Below are 22313 nucleotides of genomic sequence, written 5' to 3'. Positions count from 1 at the left end.
TAGATTTGGTATGAGATTTAAAGGTCTTCACTGCCTACGAGATCTCGGTAGCTCCCGGGTGTCATCCCGACTTCCTTTTTAAATACCAGCATGAAATGCTTCGCGCTCTGATACCCGACTAAGCGGGCGATATCATACACCTTTAGGCTCGTCTCGTGTAAAAGCCGCTTGGCGCGGTTCATCCTCACCTGGGTGATGTAGTCGGAGACATTTTCCCCCGTCTCGGTCTTGAACAATTGACTCAAATAAATCGGATTCAAATGAACAGACTCCGCCAGCGTCTGGAGTCTCAGATCGCCGTCCAAATGATCGTGAATGAATGCTTTTATCTTGCGAATGATTTGTCTTTCTTCTCTCTGGCTGCCGTCGATTTCTTCTTCCCGAACTTTCTTTTTGCGATCCAGCACTTGCCTGATTTTTGCGAGCGTGCTCACCAGCTCTAAACGATCTATGGGCTTCAAGAGATAGTCGGAGACTTTGTACTTCAACGCTTTCTGTGCATAGTGAAAATCACCATAGCCACTAATAATCACGATGGGCAGCTCCTCGTACATCTCCCGAATTTTCCCGATCAGCGCCAAGCCGTCGACTTCCCGCATGCGGATATCTGTCACAATCAAATCAGGCATTTCCGTGCGCATATACTGCAGGGCATCCTTTCCATTTTCCGCTTCTGCCATGACGGCAAAACCAGATGCTCCTTTTTCAATTAACGTTTTCAATCCTTCCCGAATCATTCGTTCATCTTCCACCAGCAATACCTTGTACATCTCGTGTTTCTCCCTTCTGAAAATCGAGCGGAATCTTCACCGTAATTTCTGTGCCTTGATCCGGTCTGCTCACAATCGTCAGCCTGTACTCTTCCCCGAACAATAAGGTCAGCCGCTGGGAAATGTTTCGCAATGCTGTCCCATTGTGTGCGTTTCCTGTCATCTCATGCTGCTGCATAGGCGTATGCAGACTTGCGAGCAGACAACTCAATGATTGCTCAGACATTCCCTTGCCATTGTCCCTCACGCTGATTTGCATCACACCCTCCTGACCAAGCGCCGTGAGCCATATTGTTCCTCCCCGTTCCTGATGTTCAATCCCGTGTGCAATTGCATTTTCAAGCAATGGCTGTAGCAGCAGCTTGGGGATACGCTGATCTGACAGGCTCTCTTCCACGTCCATATACACCTGAAGGCGCTCGCCCAGACGAATCTTTTGGATACGGACATAGGATTCTAACGATACGAGCTCTTGCGTCAGTGAAACGTGCCCATCCTCTCGAGCGACCGTATAGCGCATGAGTTTTCCGAGCGAAGAAACCATGTCAGACACATCGTAATTACCCGAGCGGATCGCCATCATATTAATCGATTCGAGTGTGTTGTAAATAAAATGCGGATTGATCTGGCTCTGCAAGGCCGCCAGCTCTGCCTCCCGCTCACGCAAGCTACTGAGATACACCTCATTGACAAGGCGGTTGATTTCCTCGACCATCTGATTAAATTGCTCGCTCAGCTTCCCGATCTCGTCTTGGGAATCTACAGGAACTCGTTCATGGAAGTTACCTCGCTTTACTTGCAGCATTTTTTCTTTCAATTGAACGAGGGGCTTACTGAGTGAATAGGAAAAATAAATCGCGAGCCCGCCAGCGACGAGTAAAAACATCGCCGCAATCAGCATCGTAAAACTGCGCAAGCTATTGGATTCTGCGAGCAGGATATCGAGCGGAATCAGACTGATCACCACAAGCCCCGTCTCTCTCGATTGATGATCCACGAAGAGATATCGCTGTCCCTGAATCATCATCTGATTCGCATCACCTCGATTGATCCCGTCAGTTTCTTGCAGCAAAGTACGATAGCCCGGTGAGCCTTCGCTCTCCCTCTTTTCATAAAACAGCTCGTTTCCCTCATTTACGATGATCAAGCTCCCATCCTTGGTAAAAGGCATATCGGACAAGATTTGGTCAAACATGTCCATTTTCATATCGATTTTAATGATTCCGAGCGGTACTTTCGTATATGGCTCTCGCAATAATCGAGCCACTGACACATAGCGCTCCCCAGAGGCATCCAAATAATAGCCGGGCCGATGCTGTGGAATAATGACGGCTGCCCCCTGTTCCTTGATCACGCGCGAATACCATCCCTCTTCTGCCAAATCTCCCTTGCTCTTCATGACGGATGGGTCCAGATTGGAAAAAATCATGCCATTCCCCGCGATGATTTGAATACCTTTTACTTCTGGTCGGCTATAGGAAAGACTGGATATATACAGTGTCATCTTCTCCCTTTTTTCCATGGAGAGAAAAGAAGTAGCCGACGTATTTGTCTGAATTTCTTTTAAAATGGACAGGACTTCTGGATCGTAGAGCGGCATGAGTGATAAACGCTTCATCTCCCGTATATTGCGCTCCAGGTTGCGATTGATCTGACCCACAATCTGTCCTGTGTATTCAGCCGTTCTCGATTCCGTTGAAGCCGAAAACTTGTTGTACGTGATGATTCCTTGCAAACTTAGCGGGATTGCAATCAAACAGAGAAAAAGCGTGAGAATCTTCGCCCGCAGTGTTCCTTGGAAAAAAAGCGTCGAGACTTTCCTTTTCATGATGGCCCCTTTCCATTTGTTTGAATAATCAGTATTTTATTCATCAAAAAATCCGTCAGGTCAAAATCCTGACGGTCTGTTCCTCAGTCTATTTCGATGCCCATGTAAAGACAATCGTAGAATGTATCCTCTATCAAAAATTCTCTCGTCACCGTACCGAGTTCCTTGAAGCCTAGCTTTCTGTACAAACGAATAGCAGAATCGTTGTCTGAACGGACTTTCAGATTGATTTTTCGTATCACAGCTTCTGCGTCAGCGATTTTTCCTAAACGGATGATGACCTCTTGGCCAGACCTAAGCTTGGATACCTTCATAAGAACCTCCCAGCATGGAAACTTTTCATACTATTTAAACAGAAAAACGGACGCCTGTTAACCGTCCGCTTGTAGCTTGTTCGACTTTTCCAATGTTTTAAAGTAAAGGACGGTATCATGCAAGCTGCCATCAGCCGCTCGGGCAAACCCCGTCCTGTACAGCTACCCAAATTTTCACATGTTCATGGGGCACGGAGAAACCAAAACTATGTAAGATAATCCAACATCACTTGTTTAAGGTCGATATCCGTACATACTGAAAACAAACAGCAAGCATAGATAAATAATCGCTGCGGGTACAATGGTAAGAGCAATGAAAAACCGTTTCTTCACACTGTTGGCTTTTCGAAACAGCCAAAAGTAGATGAACAGCAGGATGAGTAGAAATGGGACAAAATAAAAGCCCAGCATGAATCCCACCCAATCCGAGTTGGTTTCCCAGAACTGCTCTGGCACGGGCACCCGATGATATTCACTATATATCTGTTCTTTACGAGAGATAAATAGGTAGGATAGCACGAGGTAGTAACCGAATATAACGAACTTCAGCCAAGGCTTGATCTGTTTCGCCGCGAGTGTTATAGAAAAGATGATCCCTACGATAAACCATAATGACAAGTATTCCATCTGGATCCCTCCTACGAAGGATTATAGGGATCCGTTCTGTTGGAGATAAGTACCAACTTTTTTTGGTACCTCACCCTCACGTGATTACAAGAGTCGACAAAATTTGGAATCCTTCCTATAATAGACTTGTCAAACAACACGGTATGCGAGTATCTTTGCAATAGAAAGCTTACTACCTGTAGGAGATGGTCACGATAACGTACGCTCTTTCGTTTTTACTGTCGTTTTGTATCGTTATGGTGCTGATTCCGCCTCTGGCTAAATTGGCATTTCGCCTTGATTTTGTGGACAAGCCACGTAAAGACGTGGAAAGAAAAATTCACCGGGAGCCTATCCCATTGACAGCTAGCTACGCCATTTTTGTCGGCTTTGCTGCATCGTTTTTGCTCTTCTCGAAAGAATCGACCGGGCAAACGATCGCTGTTCTGTCAGGCTCACTACTGCTGCTAATTATCGGTACCATTGATGACTGGTACAAGACGCAAGGCAAGGATTTTTCCGCCCTGCCCAAGCTGATCGTCCAAGTATCGGCCGCCGTGATTGTCTACTTGTCGGGTATTACTTTTTCCGGCTTTTACAATCCTTTGAGTGGCGAATACATATTACTCCCGGAATGGTTGCAATTCATCCTGACCATCCTGTGGATTTTCGGAGTAACGACGGTCATCAATTTTTCGGATGGCATGGATGGATTGGCTGGAGGGCTTTCTGCAATCTCGGCAGGCACGCTCTTCGTAGTCGCTTTGGTAAAAGGACAAAGCACATCTGCGATTATGGCGATCAGTCTGGTTGGTGTTGCCTTGGCTTATCTGCGGTACAACAAGCCTCCCGCCAAAATTTTCATGGGAGATGCAGGTGCGACCTTCCTCGGCTTTATCTTGGCGGTCATCGCGTTGGATGGTGCCTTTAAGCAGGCCACTGTTCTCTCCTTGTTCATTCCGATTTTAGCACTCGGTGTGCCGATTTTTGATAATCTGTTTGTGGTGACCAAACGCTTCCTCCAAGGAAAGCCGATCTACCAAGCAGATGCCAGCCAGGTTCATTATCGCCTGCTGCGTTCTGGACTCAATCCAAAGCAGGTCGTCACCTTCCTGTGCTTGATCAGTGTTTGCTTTAGTCTGACATCCATTATCCTGCTCCTGCTCGGAGTATAGGTTATCGGTCACAATGAAAAATGCCGCTCGGGTCTAATCCCTGCGGTATTTTTTTATGAGCGGACTACGCAAAGTCTCTCTTCGCTGTCGTGGTCGTCTGAAACGTCTGGAAGCCTGTCCGTTCGTACAATGCAATCGCAGGCTCGTTGTGGGTACCTGTGACGAGATAGGGCTTCAAGCCCTTTTCCAGCGTCTGGTTCACAAAAAAACGGACAAGCTCTTTGCCATAGCCCTTGCCTTGATGCACGGGATCAACGAACACATCGTAAACCTCGCCGTGTCCTGTGATGATCAAGGACCCTACGAATACTCCCTCATGCTCGAACAAATAAATGTCCTCTCTCATCTCACCCAGCAGCCAGTTTTTCCATGCGTTCATCGTTTTCTCAGGATAGTCCGCCAAACGGTATGGCTGAAGATCGATGCCTTTGCGCACCTCATAGTAAGCGTCACTCTGCGATTGGATGTACGTATCCATATCGGACTCGGTGAATTTTCGTACGTCGAGTGTCGGCGTAGGTCCGATCACTCCTGTGTATTTCATCAGATGATGTCCCCAGATAGAAGCGAAACCTCTCTTGGCAAAGAAATCAGCACCCTGCCCGTGGTCTACCCGATAGGTAGCCATGACTGCCCTCGGCTTCTCCTCGTGCTGTTGCAGTTCCAGCCAAAGCTTATCGAACAGCCGGGAGCCGACTCCTCGCTTTCGATGGTCTGGTCTTGTATAGACGTATATTTCTGCTGTCCCGTCTTCGCCGGAGGAGTCCAAATCATATGTGCCACAGCCGATGATTTGATCATCTTCCTCCCAGATGTAAACCGTAGCTTTTTCCACGATATCAACAATCTCTTCGGTCCTCCAAAGCATGCCTTCGCCGATCATCGTCACGATCGTCTCTTTGTCAGTAGATTGTGCTTGTCGTATCATCTACGCACTCCTCCGTTCCTCCCGTTAGCTCTGTTGGACGGTTGCTGCTTCTGCTGCTTTTTCCAACTTCTTGCGATGTTGCAAGCAAGCCTCGCATCTTCTGCTTTTTCGCCCGAAAGCCGTGTAGTATTTGCTTTTTTTGCAGGATCGGCACGTAATGTACAACGAGCTCGACAAATTGTAGTTCTCTTCTGGCGTGTTTTCTTTCAAGTGTACCGTTTTGTTGTATTTGATGAGCAAATGAGCTGTGTGGATGGCATCGACCAAGGCGGAGTGTAGCCTGCCCTCCTGGATAATTCCTGCCGTGTCGATCGCTTCTTTCAGACTCATCTGTTTGCGATCAGCCAAAAGCATGCTAATTGGCGGCTGAATGTCGTTGTAATTGCGCATCCAGTTGAAGTCCAAGCCAAACCGCGCACAATGCTCGATCATCAGCCGCTTGTCGTCTTGCCCCCATGTGCACAGGAAGTATTCAGAATCGGTGCCGATCCACTCCATAAATTCTGCGAATGCCCGGCGAAACGGGATAAAGGTTGGCATGTTCTCTTTATCGAGACCGATGAATTTGCGCGTTCTCTCTGTGATTCTGCGCTCAATGGCTGGAAAGGTGTAGCGCTGAAATGTGTCAACCTCCACGCCATTTTTTCCGGGTACGACTTTTGCTGCCCCGATCTCAATAATTTCCGGGATCTTGTCTTTCTGATAAGTCAGTGTCGTTTCAAGGTCAAAAACAATGATCTGCAAGCGTAATCACATCCTGTATGTATTGTCTCTATTATGGCTTGGATTGGGCATAGAAAGCAAAACAAAGACAAAAGCGGCTGCCTGATTGAAACGAAAAAGGATAAGAACCCAACGGATTCCTATCCTTGTTTATCTATTTAGCTTGATGATTTTGTGGATTCCCTCGTCAACTGACGTAATCCGTAGCTCATCCTCACGATTTGCCCGTCTTCATCCCGGAAAAACTCAATCCAAGGGATGGAATCTCTTTTTTGAAAAACGAAGCTGTCTTTTTGTACTGGTATCAGTGGATACGAGAGACCATCCACCGCAAGGAATAGCTTGCCTTCACTTTTGGCTATCGATGCACTTACCCATTCCTGCGAAGAGTAGCGACCCTCGTACAATGACAACTGCTCATCTTTGACCTCGTATGGTTCATAGGCATAGACCGGTGCTCCAGCCGGCCTTGCAAAATAACTGTTCAAAAAGCCGAGGACCAACTCTCGGACACTCACTCCATCGAGATTGACCAGAATCACGCCCGTAATCCCTTGATTCGGAACCGAAAAAATGTGCGAGCTGATTCCCTTCAGCGATCCGCCATGCTCTACCAGTAAGCCATCTGGATCTGGAAAGGCAGGAGAGACCATCAGACCATAGCCGTAGGAACGGTGTCCGTCCACACGAGCAAAGGGAGTGAGCATCTCCCGAACGCTGTCGGCAGACAGAATCGATGTCGGGTTTCTCGTTGCCCCCAAACGAAAGACTTCCAAATAGGCGAGTAGATCACTCACAGTCGATTTGAGGAAACCGGCTGCTCGCATCGCCGGGGCATCGTGCCAGATGGGTGCTGCAATGATTTGGTTTTCGTCCTCGATTTTTTTGTTGGTATACAAAATCGTGACATCATCCTTGTCAGCCAAATCATCCACGGAGAAAACGGTTCTGTCCATACCCAGTGGCTGCAAAATATGCGTCGCTACGTAGTTTTCATACGTCTGGTTGCTGACCCGTTCAATGATCGCCCCCAAAAGCCCATACGCATCGTTGTTGTAGCTAAAGGCACCCCCTGGCTCTGAGAGCGGTTTCCCTTCGAATCCAGCAATGGCTTTCATGACTTCTTCGTACGTATCCAGATAAGGCACTGTCTTCAGTTCTTCCTCGGCCTTAGTGCCAATGACAGCAGGATCATTCTCCATACTCCGCCTCATTGCGCCGTCCAAGTAAGGCATGGGCGCTATTCCAGGCGTATGTGTCATGAAGTGATGAATCGTCATGCGTGCAGTCAGCTCGTGGTCGCCAGCCCGAAATTCAGGCAAATATTTCACGACCGGATCGTGGACAGACAACTTGCCTGCCTCCTGCAGCTGCATAATTGCGACGCAAGTAAACGATTTGGTGATGGATGCGATGCCAAAAACGGTGTCTCGGGAAAGTGGCAGTTGCTTTTCTCTGTCACGAAAACCGAACGTCCCCTCGTACAAAAGCTCACCATCACGTGCAACAGCAATAGCGGCGCCCGGAGCCTTTGCCTCGTCCAACAGCTGCTGTGCATACGCCTCGAACTGTTCCTTCCATGCCGTCATTTTCATCAACTCCCCATCGCTTGCTCATAAATCGCTTTTGCAACACGGGCGATAGTTAGCTCTGCGGCTTCTTTGTCAATAACATCGCGTGATAGTGCCGTGATCGCTATCATTCCTTTTCCTTCGGGCAAATAAATGATGCCAGCGTCATTGACGACTGCATTGACGGTCCCTGTCTTATGCGCGACCTTTGTTCCTTCTGGCAACAAGTACGGCAGACGACTGTTGTAATGCTGACGTCGCATGATGTCCAGCATCAGCTCACAGGAGGCTTCCGTGAGAATTTCTTTTCGCGCAATCATGATAAGCAGGCGGTTTAGCTCGGCTGGTGTCGCTACGTTATTATCACGGGTAGGCATCGATACATCGTGGATCAATTCGTAATTGCCTGACTCTTCCCGTCGCATGAACTCATCGAACCCTGCTTCCGAAGGTGTAGACTCGTTCATACCCACACAGTGGTTGAGGAGCTCCCAGCAATTATGCCGCAAATGAATCTGCGAAAGACCCAGCTCATGCATGTGCTCATTCACCTTGTCTATGCCGCCGATCAGCTCGATGATTTGGTCCGTCGCATAGTTATCGCTGACAATCGTCATCAGTGTCGCCAAGTCTTTGACTGTTAAGGCCGCTCCGGCATCCAGCTCTTGCAAAATGCCTGACCCCGGTACGCGATCCTCCCATTTTAGTGTCACACGCTGATCGAGGCGAATGCGTCCTGCTTCCACCTCGCGCATCAAGGTGACCATGATCGGAATTTTGAATGCACTCGCCAGTTGAAATAACTCTTCATCCAGATGCCCTGCTGTCTCTCCTGTTTCCAGATGCACAGCTGCGATTCCAAAAATACCGGGCGCTTCCTTCAGCACGTTTTCTACTGCTTGTTGCCATGTCATGAAAATTCCTCCCCCATTACTCGCGAAACGGCCCACACATGGATTTTTATGTCGGCCATTTCTTTTCAGCGCTATTGTTCTTTGTATCCCCACTTGAAGTCGATGTAGCCCAAAGGATCGACGGTGATGCCTTTTACCTTTTCATTTTGTACCCATGAATTGACGCTGGAGTACACACCTGTAACCGGCATTTCTTCCATCAAGATGCTCTCCGCTTCGACCAGATACTGATTACGTTTGGTCTCATCTGGCTCGGCGTACGCCTTTTTCACCAGCTCTACGTACTTCTCGCTAAACCAGAAGGTAGAGTTATTGGAGCTGTACTTCTCCATCATCAGCTCCAGGAAGTTGACGGAGTCGTTGTAATCTCCCGTCCAGCCTGTTCGGGAAATCATGTACTTCCCTTGCTCCTGATCGTCAAACATGACCTTCAACTCTTTGTTGATCAGCTTGACGTCCACACCGAGAGATTGTTTCCATTGAGCCTGCAATGCTTCGGCAATCTTCTTGTTGAGGTCGGAGGTATTGTAAAGATAGGTGATTTCGGGCAGCTTAGTGATGCCCGTCTCCTTCATTCCTTCTGCCAATAACTGTTTCGCCGTCTCCACATCGTTATCCTTGAAATATCCTTCCGGCTTCAGCGAAGCGGAAAGTGGGACGAAGCCCATCAAGGGAGTCTGTCCGGCCTGACCAATATTTTCTGCGATGTCACTGCGGTTGATCGCGTAGGCAAACGCTTTGCGGATTTTGCTATTCGTAAATGGCGGCTTCTCTGTCTGGAACAAGAGATAGTAGTTGGTGGCACGTTGCATGGTTTGCAGCTTGCCTTCATCGCGCAACGGTCCAATGGCATCCGCAGGCAGACCACTAATCGGGCCGCCAGCCCAGTCCAGCTCGCCACTGTTGAACAGCTCCAGCTCGGTATTGGTATCTTCAATCATGGAAAACTCGATTTCGTTAAACTTCACGACATCTTTGTCCCAATAGTGCTCGTTTTTGGCCAGCTCAATTTTGTTTTTATGCTCCCAATTCACCAGCTTGAACGGCCCATTGGTCACGATGGACTCGGGCTTTTTCGCCCAATCAGGATTGGCTTCTACCACCTTTTGGTTGACTGGATAGTAGAAGGTCGCAAGTGTCAGGAAGTAAGGGGTAGGGTTTTCCAAGGTGACTTGCAGTGTCTTGTCATTGACGACTTTGATGCCGACATCCTCCGCTTTCGCCTTCCCTTCGAAAAAGGCGCGGGCATTTTTGATCGGATAGTACTTGTAGGCGGAGCCGCTGGCTGTCTTCGGATTGAGCACGCGCATCCAGCCGAAGGCGAAATCTTGAGCCGTAACCGGGTCGCCATTGCTCCACTTGCTGTCGCGTAAAGTAAAGGTGTACACCTTTTTGTCCTCCGATACTTGAATGTCAGATGCAACGGAATTGACTGGCTTGCCATCCTTGTCCAATCGAACGAGCCCGTCGTACAGCGAACGGATGAACGCACCGGAAATCACATCATTTGACATGCCTGAATCAAGTGTTTCAGGCTCCGCGGCATTCATGCGCAACATCTGCTCTGTCGCAGGCTGCACAGTTGCCTGCTGTGCTGGCGCTGGTTGCTGCTGGTTGTCTGGTGCGGTTTGAGTCGGCATATTGCCGCTGCTACAGCCTGCAAATAATCCCGTAAGCAAAACGAAGAGACTTGTCATGACAACTGGTCTTTTCATGCTGTACCCCCTTGTTTGAGTCGGATAACCGATTATTGCATAAATATTCTGCAAATTTTGTGCCATTCGTGTTTTCCGTTGTTCTTTTGTTGATTTTATTCAGGGCTGAATACTTTTACCCGTGTTGGTCCGACAAGTTTCTACCAGTAGTCTCTGTCACGCAAAAAAGAAGTATTCATCCTTGAATACTTCTATTCATCAGCGCATATTTGGACTGTCCTCTCTAGCTTATTGCTGGTTCATACATGGCTACCGCATCACATGACCGTCGGCAAAATACGATCGGGACGTGCTTTTGCTTCGCCAGCTTCTTTATATTTTTACTCAAGCTGTGACTCACGAAGTTAATAAAGACAAGAACAAGCTCCGTATCAGAAGGAATCGTCGCCTTCACATCGGATTTTTTGCGGCCAGATACGTGATAGACATTCTGGAACCCTTTGTTCTGCAACAAGCTCTCGATTTCTGCTACCCGATCTCCTCCTACCACAAGAACGCCTGCCATAGTCCTTCCTCCTCTCTTTTTTCCACGCCTTTTCTTCTATTTTCCGGTGCGCGCTTGCGAAATCTTTGTCTCAGGCTTTTCCGCAGGGAGTCTGTATTTCTCCGTTCGTTCAATCTGAACGACCTGTGAATCGTGAACCACAATATGTATGGAGCCGTATTCCAGACCATTCAGTGCGCGCGCGATTTTCTCTAATAAGAGATCGTCTAGGGAAATCTCATTTTTTGCCATGGGAAGCCCCCTCCTGTTTCGTCAAAATCAATACATATTAATCCTACCTATTTACTTTGATTTTTGTTCTGATAATACCCCTTGATCCCCATAACCGTCAATATCAAACAGTTTGGGCAGCAAGAGGCTTTTCTCACCTCATTTTCCTTCGATTGACGAAAGCCCCCTGCGCAACTAGACAGCTTGGTTGTCTTTGTCCTCGCGGGAGCTTTCGGTCGACCGATCAGCTAATCATTTAAAAACCGATACGTTTACTGTGATATGAAAATATTACCATATAATTCTGCTATCGGTCAATGCCCCGTGCAGTTCTTCATTCCCCCATTGATTCCCGTTACACCAAGTGACAGGCGACAAATCTGTCGGTGCTAACTTCGCGAAAAGCAGGTACTTCCTGTCGGCAAATGTCCTTCACAAACGGACAGCGCGTGTGGAATTTGCACCCTGCAGGAGGATTCGCTGGACTTGGCATGTCTCCCTGCAAGACGATGCGTTCGCGCTTTTTCTTCGGGATCGGCAGCGGTACAGAGGATAGCAATGCTTTGGTGTACGGATGAAGCGGCTCCAAAAATAACTCATCCCGAGGTGCCAGCTCCAGCAATGACCCCAAATACATGACGCCTATCCTCGTGCACAGATGCTCCACAACGCTCAAATCATGCGAAATAAATAAGTACGTCAGCTTCCTTTGCTCCTGCAACTCTGCAAACAAATTGATGATTTGGGCTTGGATCGACACATCCAGAGCAGATACTGGCTCATCCGCGACGATAAAATCAGGGTTCATCATAATGGCCCGTGCGATACCGATCCGTTGACGCTGACCGCCCGAGAACTCATGCGGATACCGCTCGACATGATACGGCGCCAATCCACATAATGCCATGACCTCTAAGACTCTTTCTCTGACCTCCGCTTGTGGGAGCAGCCCATGATCAAGCAGCGCTTCCCCCAGTGCTTCTCCGATTCGGACGCGCGGATTCAGCGAGCTGTACGGGTCTTGAAAAATATATTGCATCCGCGGGCGCAAAGCACGGAGCTCTTGGCGATTCAAGGCGTGCACATCGATACCCTGGAAACGGACTTCTCCCTCTGTCTTTTCCAAAAGGCGCAGGATGGTGCGACCTGTCGTGCTTTTTCCGCTGCCGGATTCACCAACCAGCCCGAACGTTTCTCCTTTTTGGATGGAAAAGCTGACGTCATCCACCGCTTTTACATGGCCGATCGTTCTGCCTAAAAGCCCTCCAGTAATCGGGTAGTATTTTTTCAATCGGCGCACTTCCAGCAAGTTATTGTCCACTGGCGATCTCCTCCTCATACAGCCAGCACGCGACCTTTCTGCCGTCTCCCCCATCGCGCAAAGGCGGTTGCTTCACCCGGCAAATGTCCAGGCACTGATCGCAGCGGTCAAGAAAATAGCAGGATTCCCCGAGTGTCGTCGGATTCGGTACTTGACCAGGGATGGAATACAGCTTGGCTCTGCGTTGATTCAACACAGGCTTGGAGCGAAGCAAGCCTTGTGTATACGGATGCTTCGGCTCCTCGAACAGCTCAACGACAGGAGACACCTCTACCACTTTCCCTGCGTACATCACGACCACATGATCGGCCATTTCCGCAACAACACCCAGATCATGCGTGATAAAAAGAATCGCAGTTTGGGCTTCCTCCTTGATTTTGCGCAGCAGATCGAGAATTTGCGCCTGAATGGTCACATCCAAAGCAGTCGTCGGCTCATCGGCGATCAGCAGGCGAGGACTGCAGGATATTGCGATGGCAATCATAATACGTTGCAGCATGCCCCCGCTCAATTCATGGGGGTACGATTTGGCGATTTCTTTTGCCCGCGGGATTCCGACAAGCTCGATTAGCTCAACGGCTCGCGCTTGGGCTACTTTTTTGCTTAGACCTTGATGCTCCACGATCGGCTCCATGATCTGCTCACCGATGGTCAGTACGGGATTGAGTGACGACATCGGCTCCTGAAAAATCATTGCCAGCTCATTGCCGCGGAGCTTTCGCATTTCTTCTTTGCTGACTTTTCGCAGATCACGGCCTGCAAACCATATCTCACCCGAAACGATACTGCCTACCGCCTCTGGGATTAGTCCCATCAATGACATGGCTGCCGCGCTTTTGCCGCAGCCCGACTCGCCTACGATGCATACTGTCTCTCCCTCATGGACGCGCAGATCGAGGGCATCGACTGCTTTGACCACGCCTTGTTCGGACTTGAAGTAGGTGCTTAAATTTTGGATTTCGACTAAAGCATTCATGCTTGTCTCACCTGCCTTTTTGTGTATAGGAGGAGCTGTAGTGGAGGGGAGAAGTGATTTCCAGTCTACGCTTCGGCCTACGCCCCGCAAGGGGTATCACTGTCCACTTTGAAAAAAATGTCGGGAGCGCTTCAAACGTCGAAGTTTCGAGGAAGTATTTCATAAGTGAAGCTGAAATTCCCCGCCATTTTTTTCAAAGCTGGGATGGGCTCCAGAGGCGCTTGGACTGGAAATCACTTCTCCCTGCGCAACTTCAGTTTTTTCTTGAAAGAAGGTTCAAGAAGTTATGAATCACTCAAGAACATGCATCAACGCTGCTGCTTCGGGTCTAAAGCATCCCTCAGTCCATCCCCTAACAAATTAATCGAGATGACAGTAGCGAAAATAGCAATCCCAGGAGGAACCCACAGCCACGGTCTTTTCTGAAAATCGATCAAGGTGTTCGCTGCATCCATCATATTGCCCCATGTCGGCGTTGGCGGAACGACACCGAGGCCGAAGTAAGATAATACGGATTCGCTCAGGATCGCACCGCCGACGTTCAAGGTGGCAACTACAATCAAGAGCGGTGTCAGATTGGGCAGCAAATGAAAGAATAGCTTGCGACTGTCGCGCAGACCGAGTACTTCTGCTGCTTGCATGAATTCACTTTCACGCAGGGTGAGCATCTGGCTGCGGACCATTCGCGCCAAACCGGGCCAGCCGATCAGGCTCAGCATGACCATGACGATGTAAATGCGGTAGTCGGTCGGGATTTTCCACTCGGAGAGGACTGCGCCCATAATAAACAAGAGCGGTAGACCAGGAATGGTCATGAGTACGTCTGCTACCCGCATGATCACTTGATCGACCCACCCACGGTAAAAGCCAGCCAGTGCCCCGAGAAGGGCGCCAATCGAAACGGAGAGCACCATGGAAGCGATGCCGACTGTCAGCGAGATTCGGCCAGCCTGCATCAACCGCGTCAAAATGTCTCTGCCTAAACTGTCCGTCCCGAGCCAATGGGAGAAGCTTGGCGGCTTGTTGATCATAGCCGTATTAATCTTGCCGGATGCATACGGAGAAAAAAACGGACCGATGAAACATGCCACTGCCATGACGAGTAAAAACACAAGTCCAATCATGGCCAGACGCTTCTTTTTCAGTCGCAAAAACGCCTCGTGCCACAAGGAAGAACGCAACGCTACCTGCTCCGTTCTCGTCACCTCCGCTACTTCACTTACCGTTGATGCCATCGTTTTCCCTCCTATTTCAACCGGACCCGCGGGTCAGCCACTCTGTATAGCAAATCAGCAGATAAGTTTCCGATGACGGTGAGAATCGCCAGGAACATCGTAAAGCCCATCAAGAGCGGGTAGTCCCGTACAGAAAACGCCTGCATGTACAACTGTCCGACACCGGGCCAGTTAAAGATTTTTTCCGTGATGATCGCCCCACCAAACAGAGCTGGCAGCTCAAAACCTAGCAGTGTAATGGCGGGCAGGAGCGCATTCCGCAGCGCGTGCTTGTGCAGGACGACTTTTTCCTTCAGTCCTTTTGCCCGGGCCGTGCGCACGAAGTCTTGTTGAATGACCTCTAGCATGTTCGTGCGGAAATAGCGAGTCAGCGTCCCCACGCTCAGCAAAGTCAGCACCATCACTGGCAAAAACATGTGTTGAACCACGTCCCACGCATAGGCGAGACCTGTTTCCTTGCTGCCGATCGTCATCATTCCCCCTGCGGGAAACAGCTTGGCATCAACGGCAAACAACTTGATAAACAGTAGTCCAACGAAAAAGACAGGCAGCGACATCGCAGCAAAAACACCGATCGTCACGAGCGCATCGAACCAGGAATGTTGCCTTGCAGCAGACAGAACTCCGATTGAGATCGCGATCAGCCACGTAAAAAAGGTGGAGGTAATCGCCAGCAAAAACGAATTCCAGATGTAATCGTTCAGCAGCGACATCACCGGCTGCTGGTACTGCAGGGAATAACCAAAATCGCCTTGGAGGGCGTTTTTCATCCAGATGAAATACCGTTCGACGACAGGCTTATCCAGCCCGTACATCGCTTTTAGCTCCAGCTTTCGTTCGGCTGTCAGCTTGGGACTCGTATCGACGAAATCACCGGGCGTTAGGGCATACAGGAAAAAAATCAAAATGGATGCGCCGAAGAGCGTCAATGCCATGTAAAAGACCCTTTTCAGGAAGTAGGACGTCATCGTTGGCCTCCTTTCATGCTTGGGAAAAAAAGAAAGCCCAGCCCCAGGGCCGGGCACAACATTCGTGAGTCAGTTACTCGAGCTTGTTACTCAATTTTGATACCAGGCAGGCTGGTCGAAATGCCCGTGAACGGATTCGGTTCCAAGCCTTTGATCTTGCCGTTGTGCGCAGACAAAATTTTGCGGTAGCCGAGGAAGATGTATGGTGGGTCATCGCTCAGCTCTTTGTACAGGTCTTTGTAGATCGCTTTGCGCTTCTCGATGTCCAGCGTAGATAAACCTGCTTCCAGTAATTCGTCTACTTTGGCATTGGAGTAGCCATTCGTTCCGGTAAATCCGCTCTTGCCCTTTTTCGTCGAGAAGGCGTCTACACCGTCATCTGGATCGATCAGCATCGTGGTCGAGAACGATGCGAGGTCGTGATCGCCCTTTTCCGTCCGTGCCAAAACGGCGTTGTAGTCCATCATTTCCGCTTCAAACTGGATGCCCAGCTCTTTGTAGTTTTCTTTGGCAATCGGGATCAGGACCTCTCCCAGCTTTCCTTTTGTCGTGTAGTAATGCACGACTAGCTTCTGCCCGTCTTTTTCACGGATACCATCCGCGCCCGGCTTCCAGCCCGCTTCATCCAAGAGCTGCTTCGCCTTTTCCAGATTGTAGGCGTACGGATTGACATCCTCCGTATAGGCCCACGAAACAGGACTGATCGGTACATTGGCGACTTGTGCGTATCCTTGGTAGGTCAAGTCCAAAATCTTTTGGCGATCCAGTCCGTAGATGAAGGCTTGGCGGACGCGCTTGTCTTTGAAAAATGGCTTGGAATGATTGAACTTGATGTACGAATAGGCACTGGATGTGTACAGATTGATATTCACGTATCCCAGCTCTTGCAGCTGCTCAATGTTATCCGAGTTGACGGTAAAGGAGTTGTAATCCATTTCCCCTGTCTGGATAAACTGCAAAGCGTCGCCCTCGGTCGTCTTGTAGATAAAGTGCTCGACTTGCGGCTTGCCCGCATAATAGTGTTCGTTTGCCAGATAGCGGACTTCTTGTCCAGGAATGTACGCCTCGAATTTGTAAGGTCCAGCTCCCAATGGCTTGCCGTGCAAGGTGCGGAGATACTCCAGATTGCCTGGTTTGTACTCCTTGCCGTAGTACGCCTTGGAGAGCACCTGCCCGCCTAACAGAACGAGAGATTTGGCGTTCACTTTCTCCGTCGTGATCTGGATCGTCTGTGGATCAATTACCTTGATTCCTTCGATCGTGTTCGCTTTGCCTTCCTTGTATTCACGACCACCCTTGATACTTGCTATGAAAATGTCGGTTTCACCGTCGTACGTTTTGTCATGCAGAATCGTCAGTGTAAAGGCTACATCCTCTGCCGTCAGCGGTGAACCATCACTGAATTTCAGATTCGGTCTCAGATGGAACGTATACGTGAGCTGGTCAGGAGATACGTCCCATTTTTCTGCGAGCTTGGGTACTGGCTTTCCTGTCGCATCGACATCCACCAGTGATTCGAAGATCGCTGAGGAGACGTTGCCATCATAGCCGTTGTGGTAAAAAAACGGGTTAAATACGCCGCCTGGCTCCGTCAGTCCCGCAATGAATGTATCAGTCCTTTTGACTGCTGCTTCCGGCAGCTTCGATAAATCCGTAGCTAAATTAATGCCGTCTTTTATGTCTTGCACCTTGCTGGCAGCGGGTGCTGATGCTTCTGTCGACGGAGTCGCTGTTTGTGTCGAGGTAGCCGGCGCACTGCCTTCGGAGCTGCAACCTGTGACCAGTAGCGTCCCTAGTAGCAAAGTTGAAATGATTTGCGAAAGCCTTTTTTTCATGGTGATCCTCCTTCATATCCACTCACTCAGTAAAACCAGCTCCTCCGGTGGTCCGGTCGGATCAAAAGATAATAACTTATAATTCCTATTTGTTTACTATGAATTAGATTATAGGTATCGCCACCGGATCGGTCAACAGTTTTTTCCAAACAAAAAAAGCCCCGATTATTCGAGGCTCTCATAAGTGGCATGTCTTTTATACGGAATGCCTAGTTTTTCACACGCCTGCATCACGAATAGAGAATGCCGCTCGCGCATGGTTTTCTCAATCCTTTTTTCCAATCCCCAATCTGAGAGGTTCGAAGCTGGCCGCAGTGCGGCACACAAATCCCAGTACGGAAGCTGAGTGTAATCGAGTGTCTTGCTGGCAGATTGGTAGTAAAGGGTAAAATCATTCATGGCCTCCACTCCAAATGCCCACAAAATCTCCAGTCTGGCATTGCCGAGATCAGATAAGGGGTCGCCGATCGCAGCGTCCTCCCAATCGATGACAGCAGCCAGTTTTTCTTCCTTCCACATCGTATTTCCCGGCCAGAAATCGCCATGCAAAAGGGATACTGTATTCGCTTGGGGCAGCGGCCAAACGGACTCCAGCACTTCGCGAATGAGTCCCTCATCCAATGATTTGTCCAGAGTCGCAGGTCTTTTGTGGAGCTTCTCTGTTATCGCTTCTTCTTGTTTCGGCAAATAAGTGTCCGCCAGTCTAGAAGCGTCTACCGAATGGATGCGAGTCAGCACCTCAGCTCCTTGTTGCAGAAAGCTAGACAAGTCTGCTGGCGCGGTGACTGTCTGTCCTTCTATGAATTCGCTGACAAGGCACGGTGTGGGAAACATATCGCTGGATGCTTCGAGATGATAGGGCGTTGGAGTCGGCAAGCCAGCGGACCTCAGTATTTGCAAAAGTTTGAATTCATCTGATGCGATCTGCGGATTTTTCTTGAGGTCAGCCTGACCGTGCTCGCGGACGACTGCTTTTTTCTGCGTGCCGTCAGGGCTCTCCATTTCTAGCGCGGTGACCTGTGCAGAGATCCCTCCCTTTAGCTCCCATACACGAAGGAGCTTGGCTGACGGATTCATGTTATGTACCAGGCGCGTCCATTTCTCATCCATTATTTTTTCCCCTTTATGCTCCACTGTCTGATTGTTTGTACAGCCCTACCTTCATCATATCCATGTACGATTCTAATTCCGCAAAAAAGGATTGGACATGTGCAAAGCCTTTATCGCTGGCATCGTAGTTTTCGCGGACGTACTTTTGCGTCAATGCCTCTACAGCAGACAGCAAAAAATGCAGCGCCTTCTGTGGATCGAACTGCGCTTTGATCAATGACGTATCGACTTGATCCAGAAACAAGGGAAGATATCGGGCATTGAACTGGGCCTCTCTATCTTCGATCTCAGCACGACATTCCTCAGGATAATCGAAAAAGGTCGCAACTGCCATTTGATAAATAGCTGGTTCCTCGGCAAAGAGGGCCATTTTCGCTTGGTTGACATGAAGAAATCGTGTAAAAAAGTCTTGCGGCGCCGCTTCCATTCGCGCCTGTATATAGGCAAAAAAACGCTCGATACACGCATCGACAATCGCCAGAAACAGTCCCTTTTTATTCCCGAAAAAGTGGAACAGCATCCCCTTTGATACGCCTGCGTTCTGAACGATTTGATTGGTGGAGCCTCGTTCATAGCCTTTCGCGGAAAATTCAATAAGGGCCGCATCCAACAGCTTTCGCTTGTTCGGCTCCAGCGTTTCGTCTTGCCAGATTACTTTTATGTCCGTCACCTTCTCTCCGTTCTTCTTTTTCCCATCATAACGCACATTGACCAGGTGGTCAAAGTGGAGTTATACTTTCCTCGAAGACTTCATCATCCATATTCCACCACAAGGAAGTGATGCCTGATGACACGGACTTTGCCCGTATTCGCCCGTATCATCCTTGGATTGATTTTGCTTGGAGCAGGTGTGAATGGCTACATTGTCTTATTTGGATTCGAGCCTATCTTTCCAACCAGTCCTGCTGCCATGGAGATTCTACAAGGGTATTTGCTAGTTCTGGTCAAAACCGTCGAAATCATCTGTGGATTGCTATTCCTGACTAACCGCTTCGTCCCACTGGCTCTAACCGCCACCGCTCCTCTTGCTGTCAACATCTTGACGTTCCACCTGTTTGTCGATCCCGATATGCTCGCTATGGGACTGATTGTCGCGATTTTGGAAGTGTATTTGCTGTGGAGCTATCGTCGTAGTTTTCGTCAGTTGATGACGATGTAGACAAAAAGATATATTCCATCGGTTGTGGTCGGGTGAAGCCCTGCCACATGTTTTCCAGTCGCCTGTATCCTCTCTACGTTCGGGCGGTCTCCTTCCAAACATGTGACAGTGCTTCCGGACAGCTGTGGATTCTTTCGTGGGTTTAAAACGTTTTGCAAGTTAACACAGGGGAGCTTTTGAAAGTCAAGACAATTGGAATAAAACATCTTAGAACCACTTTCAATGATTTAACGAATAGCTACGCAGGAAGAAGCGAATTTCCAGTCCAAGCGCCTCTGGAGCCCGCCCCAGCTTCGGAAAAAATGGCGGGGAATTTCAGCTTCACTTATGAATGACCTCCTCGAAACTTCTACGTTTGAAGCGCTCCCGCCATTTATTCCGAAGCGGACAGTGATACCCCTTGCGGGGCGTAGGCCGAAGCGTAGACTGGAAATTCGCTTCTTCCCCCCACTACAGCAACGTTTATAAACATAAAGAGCCGGTACCTCGAGGTGTACCGGCTTTTCAAATATCATCTTTTCGGTAAATTAATCTGCCATGATAATCCGTAACGATCTTGAACCCATCCGAACTTTTCACTGAACGGATATTGTCCAAGCGGCATGAGTACTTGTCCATCCGAAGAAAGCTGTCCAAAAACCCGATCAACCTCTTCCTCTGTATCGCAGTCAACAAACAACGAAATCGCCGGAGTAAAGGCATGATAGTCACCGTTCGTATTGTCGATACACATGAAGGTCTGGTCTTTTAATGTAAAGGTAGCGTGCAGGACTTGTCCATTCTCGTGATGCATGACCTGCTTGATTTCTGAGCGATCAAAAATAGAAGTGTAAAACTTCATCGCTTCTTCCGCTTGTCCATGGAACATGAAAAACGTAGTGATAGCTTGCACTGACAATCACTCCTTTTCGTGATGATATACGTCTCCATTCTGCCCATTCCTCAAGTATACATAACCACTAGATCCAATCGATGATCCGCCACTGCCCCTCTTTTCTTTTCTTCTGCAAAAGTCCAGTAGCCGTCTCCGCTAACAGGGCGATCCCTCTCTCTATCTTATCTGCATCTGTTTGGATAATGCTAATTCGCAAGCCGTTTTCACGAGGGAAGGTAGGCAAATAGCTCTGGTTCGTGGACATGATCCGCACGTTTTGCTGGTGCAATGCCGCGATGATATCTTGGGCGTCCAGCTCATCGGGAAGTAGCACTCTCGAAAAAATCCCGCCTGTTCCGATCTGTGCGTGAAGCTGCGGGGGAAGATAGCGCTGGCAACACTCGGCCATTGTCTCCATCCGCAGGCGATAACGCTCCCGGACAAGGGCAGCATGATGGTCGTACATCCCACTATTCAAATACAGCTCCAAGGCCGCCTGAGACAAGACAGCCGTACTGGAATCACACGATGCTTTAAACAACCGGAATGTTTCCATCACGGAAGGGGGCAGGACGACTGTCGCCAATCGAAGTCCGGGCAGCATGATCTTAGAAAAGCTTTTGACGTACAGGACTCGACCTGATTGATCGTAGCTGTAGATCGGGTCTGCCTTCAGACTGGTTTCCATGTCCGCCAGATAGTCATCCTCGACGATGTATACATCGTAGCGCTGAGCCAGCTTGGCGATTTGTTTCTTTTGCTCCGTTGTATAGCTTGTCCCCAACGGATTGTGAAACCGGGGAACCGTGTAGAAAAACTTGATTTGGTTGTTGCGGAAATGCCGCTCCAGCTCATCCATATCGATGCCTGCCGCAGTCCGCTGGATGCCTAGAACGGTAACTCCCAGTAGCTCGAGTGAACGCAGCATGCCGTGAAAGGTGGGCTGTTCGACTAGCACTGCACTCTTTCCATTTGGAAACGGCATGGAGGCGAGCAGATGCAGCGCTTGCTGAGCTCCCGAAACGACGCAAATTTGCGAAGGGGATGCAAACACTTGTGATTGGGCGAGATGGCTCTCCAATGCCCGTCGCAAAGAAAAAAAGCCCTGAGGGTCCGAATAGGAGAACAACTGATCCTCATACAATTCAATCGCACGGTTTAGACAATGCTGGAAATCTTTGAATGGCATGACTTCTGCGTCGGGGCTGGCTGCGGTAAAGTCAATTCGCTCCTCTGGAAAACTCGCTCTCTGAAGAGGGCGAAGGACCGCGTAATAACCGCTTTTGGGAATGGAATAAATCATGTGCTCCTTCTCCAGCTCTTGATACGCCCGTATCGCCGTATTCAAACTGCATGACCAACGCTCGGATGCAGTACGAATCGACGGCAGCTTCTCCCCTGGCTTGATTGTATGGGTGCGAAGCTGCTCCTTGATGCTGTCTTTCACCACTTCGTATTTATTCTTCATCCCTTTCACTCCCCCGTCATCTGTGTGGGTACAGATTCACTTTTCTCTCCTTTATGCGCCCTAGTCCCTTGAGTATAGTGAATCGTAAGCAAAAGAGTAAATATAAAT

General features: G+C 49.1%; 22 protein-coding genes. 2 read left to right on the top strand and 20 right to left on the bottom strand.

Annotated elements, in window-relative coordinates; all coding sequences use genetic code 11:
• Positions 1 to 17: 17 nt before the first annotated feature.
• The 4 genes from PMI05_RS28740 to PMI05_RS28725 all read right to left on the bottom strand — a co-directional run bounded on the left by PMI05_RS28740 (position 18) and on the right by PMI05_RS28725 (position 3539).
• Positions 18 to 770, bottom strand: a complete 753-nt coding sequence (locus PMI05_RS28740; protein ID WP_007729636.1) for a response regulator — start codon at positions 768 to 770, stop codon at positions 18 to 20.
• A complete protein-coding gene (locus tag PMI05_RS28735; protein ID WP_007729633.1) occupies positions 742 to 2598 on the bottom strand; it encodes a sensor histidine kinase in 1857 nt (618 codons plus the stop codon). Before PMI05_RS28735 ends, PMI05_RS28740 begins: the two co-directional genes overlap by 29 nt.
• 83 nt (positions 2599 to 2681) lie before the next feature.
• On the bottom strand, positions 2682 to 2912 hold the full coding sequence (locus tag PMI05_RS28730) for a GNAT family N-acetyltransferase (protein WP_007729632.1): 231 nt from the start codon (positions 2910 to 2912) through the stop codon (positions 2682 to 2684).
• 234 nt (positions 2913 to 3146) lie between these two features.
• Positions 3147 to 3539, bottom strand: a complete 393-nt coding sequence (locus tag PMI05_RS28725; protein WP_007729631.1) for a hypothetical protein — start codon at positions 3537 to 3539, stop codon at positions 3147 to 3149.
• A gap of 185 nt (positions 3540 to 3724) precedes the next feature.
• Here PMI05_RS28725 and PMI05_RS28720 point away from each other — a divergent pair, with 185 nt between their 5' ends.
• Positions 3725 to 4693 carry an MraY family glycosyltransferase gene (locus tag PMI05_RS28720; RefSeq protein WP_007729630.1) on the top strand — a complete coding sequence of 323 codons (969 nt, stop codon included), beginning with the start codon at positions 3725 to 3727 and terminating at the stop codon, positions 4691 to 4693.
• Positions 4694 to 4757: 64 nt separating this feature from the next.
• On the opposite strand, the gene PMI05_RS28715 is transcribed toward PMI05_RS28720, so the two are convergent.
• The 14 genes from PMI05_RS28715 to PMI05_RS28645 form a co-directional block, all read right to left on the bottom strand.
• Positions 4758 to 5621 carry a GNAT family N-acetyltransferase gene (locus PMI05_RS28715; RefSeq protein WP_007729629.1) on the bottom strand — a complete coding sequence of 288 codons (864 nt, stop codon included), beginning with the start codon at positions 5619 to 5621 and terminating at the stop codon, positions 4758 to 4760.
• A 24-nt stretch (positions 5622 to 5645) separates the two neighbouring features.
• Positions 5646 to 6365: a 3'-5' exonuclease gene (locus PMI05_RS28710; protein WP_007729628.1), complete on the bottom strand. Its 720-nt coding sequence runs from the start codon at positions 6363 to 6365 to the stop codon at positions 5646 to 5648.
• Between the two features lie 137 nt (positions 6366 to 6502).
• Positions 6503 to 7933 (bottom strand): serine hydrolase, encoded by a 1431-nt coding sequence (locus tag PMI05_RS28705; protein WP_007729625.1) that lies wholly within the window; start codon positions 7931 to 7933, stop codon positions 6503 to 6505.
• A 5-nt stretch (positions 7934 to 7938) separates the two neighbouring features.
• Positions 7939 to 8829 (bottom strand): serine hydrolase, encoded by an 891-nt coding sequence (locus PMI05_RS28700; protein ID WP_007729622.1) that lies wholly within the window; start codon positions 8827 to 8829, stop codon positions 7939 to 7941.
• Positions 8830 to 8900: 71 nt separating this feature from the next.
• Positions 8901 to 10544 carry a peptide ABC transporter substrate-binding protein gene (locus PMI05_RS28695; RefSeq protein WP_007729619.1) on the bottom strand — a complete coding sequence of 548 codons (1644 nt, stop codon included), beginning with the start codon at positions 10542 to 10544 and terminating at the stop codon, positions 8901 to 8903.
• Positions 10545 to 10767: 223 nt separating this feature from the next.
• A complete protein-coding gene (locus PMI05_RS28690) occupies positions 10768 to 11049 on the bottom strand; it encodes a DUF2325 domain-containing protein (protein WP_007729617.1) in 282 nt (93 codons plus the stop codon).
• A 36-nt stretch (positions 11050 to 11085) separates the two neighbouring features.
• Positions 11086 to 11280 (bottom strand): YezD family protein, encoded by a 195-nt coding sequence (locus PMI05_RS28685; protein WP_007729614.1) that lies wholly within the window; start codon positions 11278 to 11280, stop codon positions 11086 to 11088.
• Positions 11281 to 11614: 334 nt separating this feature from the next.
• Positions 11615 to 12580, bottom strand: a complete 966-nt coding sequence (locus PMI05_RS28680) for an ABC transporter ATP-binding protein (RefSeq protein ID WP_007729611.1) — start codon at positions 12578 to 12580, stop codon at positions 11615 to 11617.
• Positions 12570 to 13556, bottom strand: a complete 987-nt coding sequence (locus PMI05_RS28675) for an ABC transporter ATP-binding protein (RefSeq protein ID WP_007729608.1) — start codon at positions 13554 to 13556, stop codon at positions 12570 to 12572. Before PMI05_RS28675 ends, PMI05_RS28680 begins: the two co-directional genes overlap by 11 nt.
• 308 nt (positions 13557 to 13864) lie before the next feature.
• Positions 13865 to 14791, bottom strand: coding sequence for an oligopeptide ABC transporter permease (gene opp4C / locus PMI05_RS28665; protein ID WP_007729607.1), 927 nt, complete (start codon positions 14789 to 14791; stop codon positions 13865 to 13867).
• An 11-nt stretch (positions 14792 to 14802) separates the two neighbouring features.
• On the bottom strand, positions 14803 to 15759 hold the full coding sequence (locus PMI05_RS28660) for an ABC transporter permease (RefSeq protein WP_007729598.1): 957 nt from the start codon (positions 15757 to 15759) through the stop codon (positions 14803 to 14805).
• An 86-nt stretch (positions 15760 to 15845) separates the two neighbouring features.
• Positions 15846 to 17594 carry an ABC transporter substrate-binding protein gene (locus PMI05_RS28655; RefSeq protein WP_007729590.1) on the bottom strand — a complete coding sequence of 583 codons (1749 nt, stop codon included), beginning with the start codon at positions 17592 to 17594 and terminating at the stop codon, positions 15846 to 15848.
• Between the two features lie 165 nt (positions 17595 to 17759).
• Complete coding sequence (locus PMI05_RS28650) at positions 17760 to 18704, bottom strand: phosphotransferase family protein (RefSeq protein ID WP_007729587.1); 945 nt, start codon at positions 18702 to 18704, stop codon at positions 17760 to 17762.
• Between the two features lie 13 nt (positions 18705 to 18717).
• Complete coding sequence (locus tag PMI05_RS28645; RefSeq protein ID WP_007729582.1) at positions 18718 to 19374, bottom strand: TetR/AcrR family transcriptional regulator; 657 nt, start codon at positions 19372 to 19374, stop codon at positions 18718 to 18720.
• A gap of 117 nt (positions 19375 to 19491) precedes the next feature.
• On the opposite strand from PMI05_RS28645, the gene PMI05_RS28640 reads away from it, so the two are divergent.
• A complete protein-coding gene (locus tag PMI05_RS28640; RefSeq protein ID WP_007729580.1) occupies positions 19492 to 19863 on the top strand; it encodes a hypothetical protein in 372 nt (123 codons plus the stop codon).
• A gap of 511 nt (positions 19864 to 20374) precedes the next feature.
• On the opposite strand, the gene PMI05_RS28635 is transcribed toward PMI05_RS28640, so the two are convergent.
• Together PMI05_RS28635 and PMI05_RS28630 are read right to left on the bottom strand one after the other, a co-directional pair.
• Positions 20375 to 20761 (bottom strand): VOC family protein, encoded by a 387-nt coding sequence (locus PMI05_RS28635; RefSeq protein ID WP_039961596.1) that lies wholly within the window; start codon positions 20759 to 20761, stop codon positions 20375 to 20377.
• 61 nt (positions 20762 to 20822) lie between these two features.
• Entirely contained in the window at positions 20823 to 22205 is a 1383-nt protein-coding gene (locus PMI05_RS28630) for a PLP-dependent aminotransferase family protein (protein ID WP_007729574.1), read from the bottom strand.
• Positions 22206 to 22313: the final 108 nt, after the last annotated feature.

Origin of the sequence: Brevibacillus sp. BC25 (genome assembly GCF_000282075.1) — a bacterium.
Classification (GTDB): domain Bacteria; phylum Bacillota; class Bacilli; order Brevibacillales; family Brevibacillaceae; genus Brevibacillus.
The sequence above is the reverse complement of the archived record's forward strand: the minus strand, read 5'-3'. Positions and strand labels throughout refer to the sequence as shown.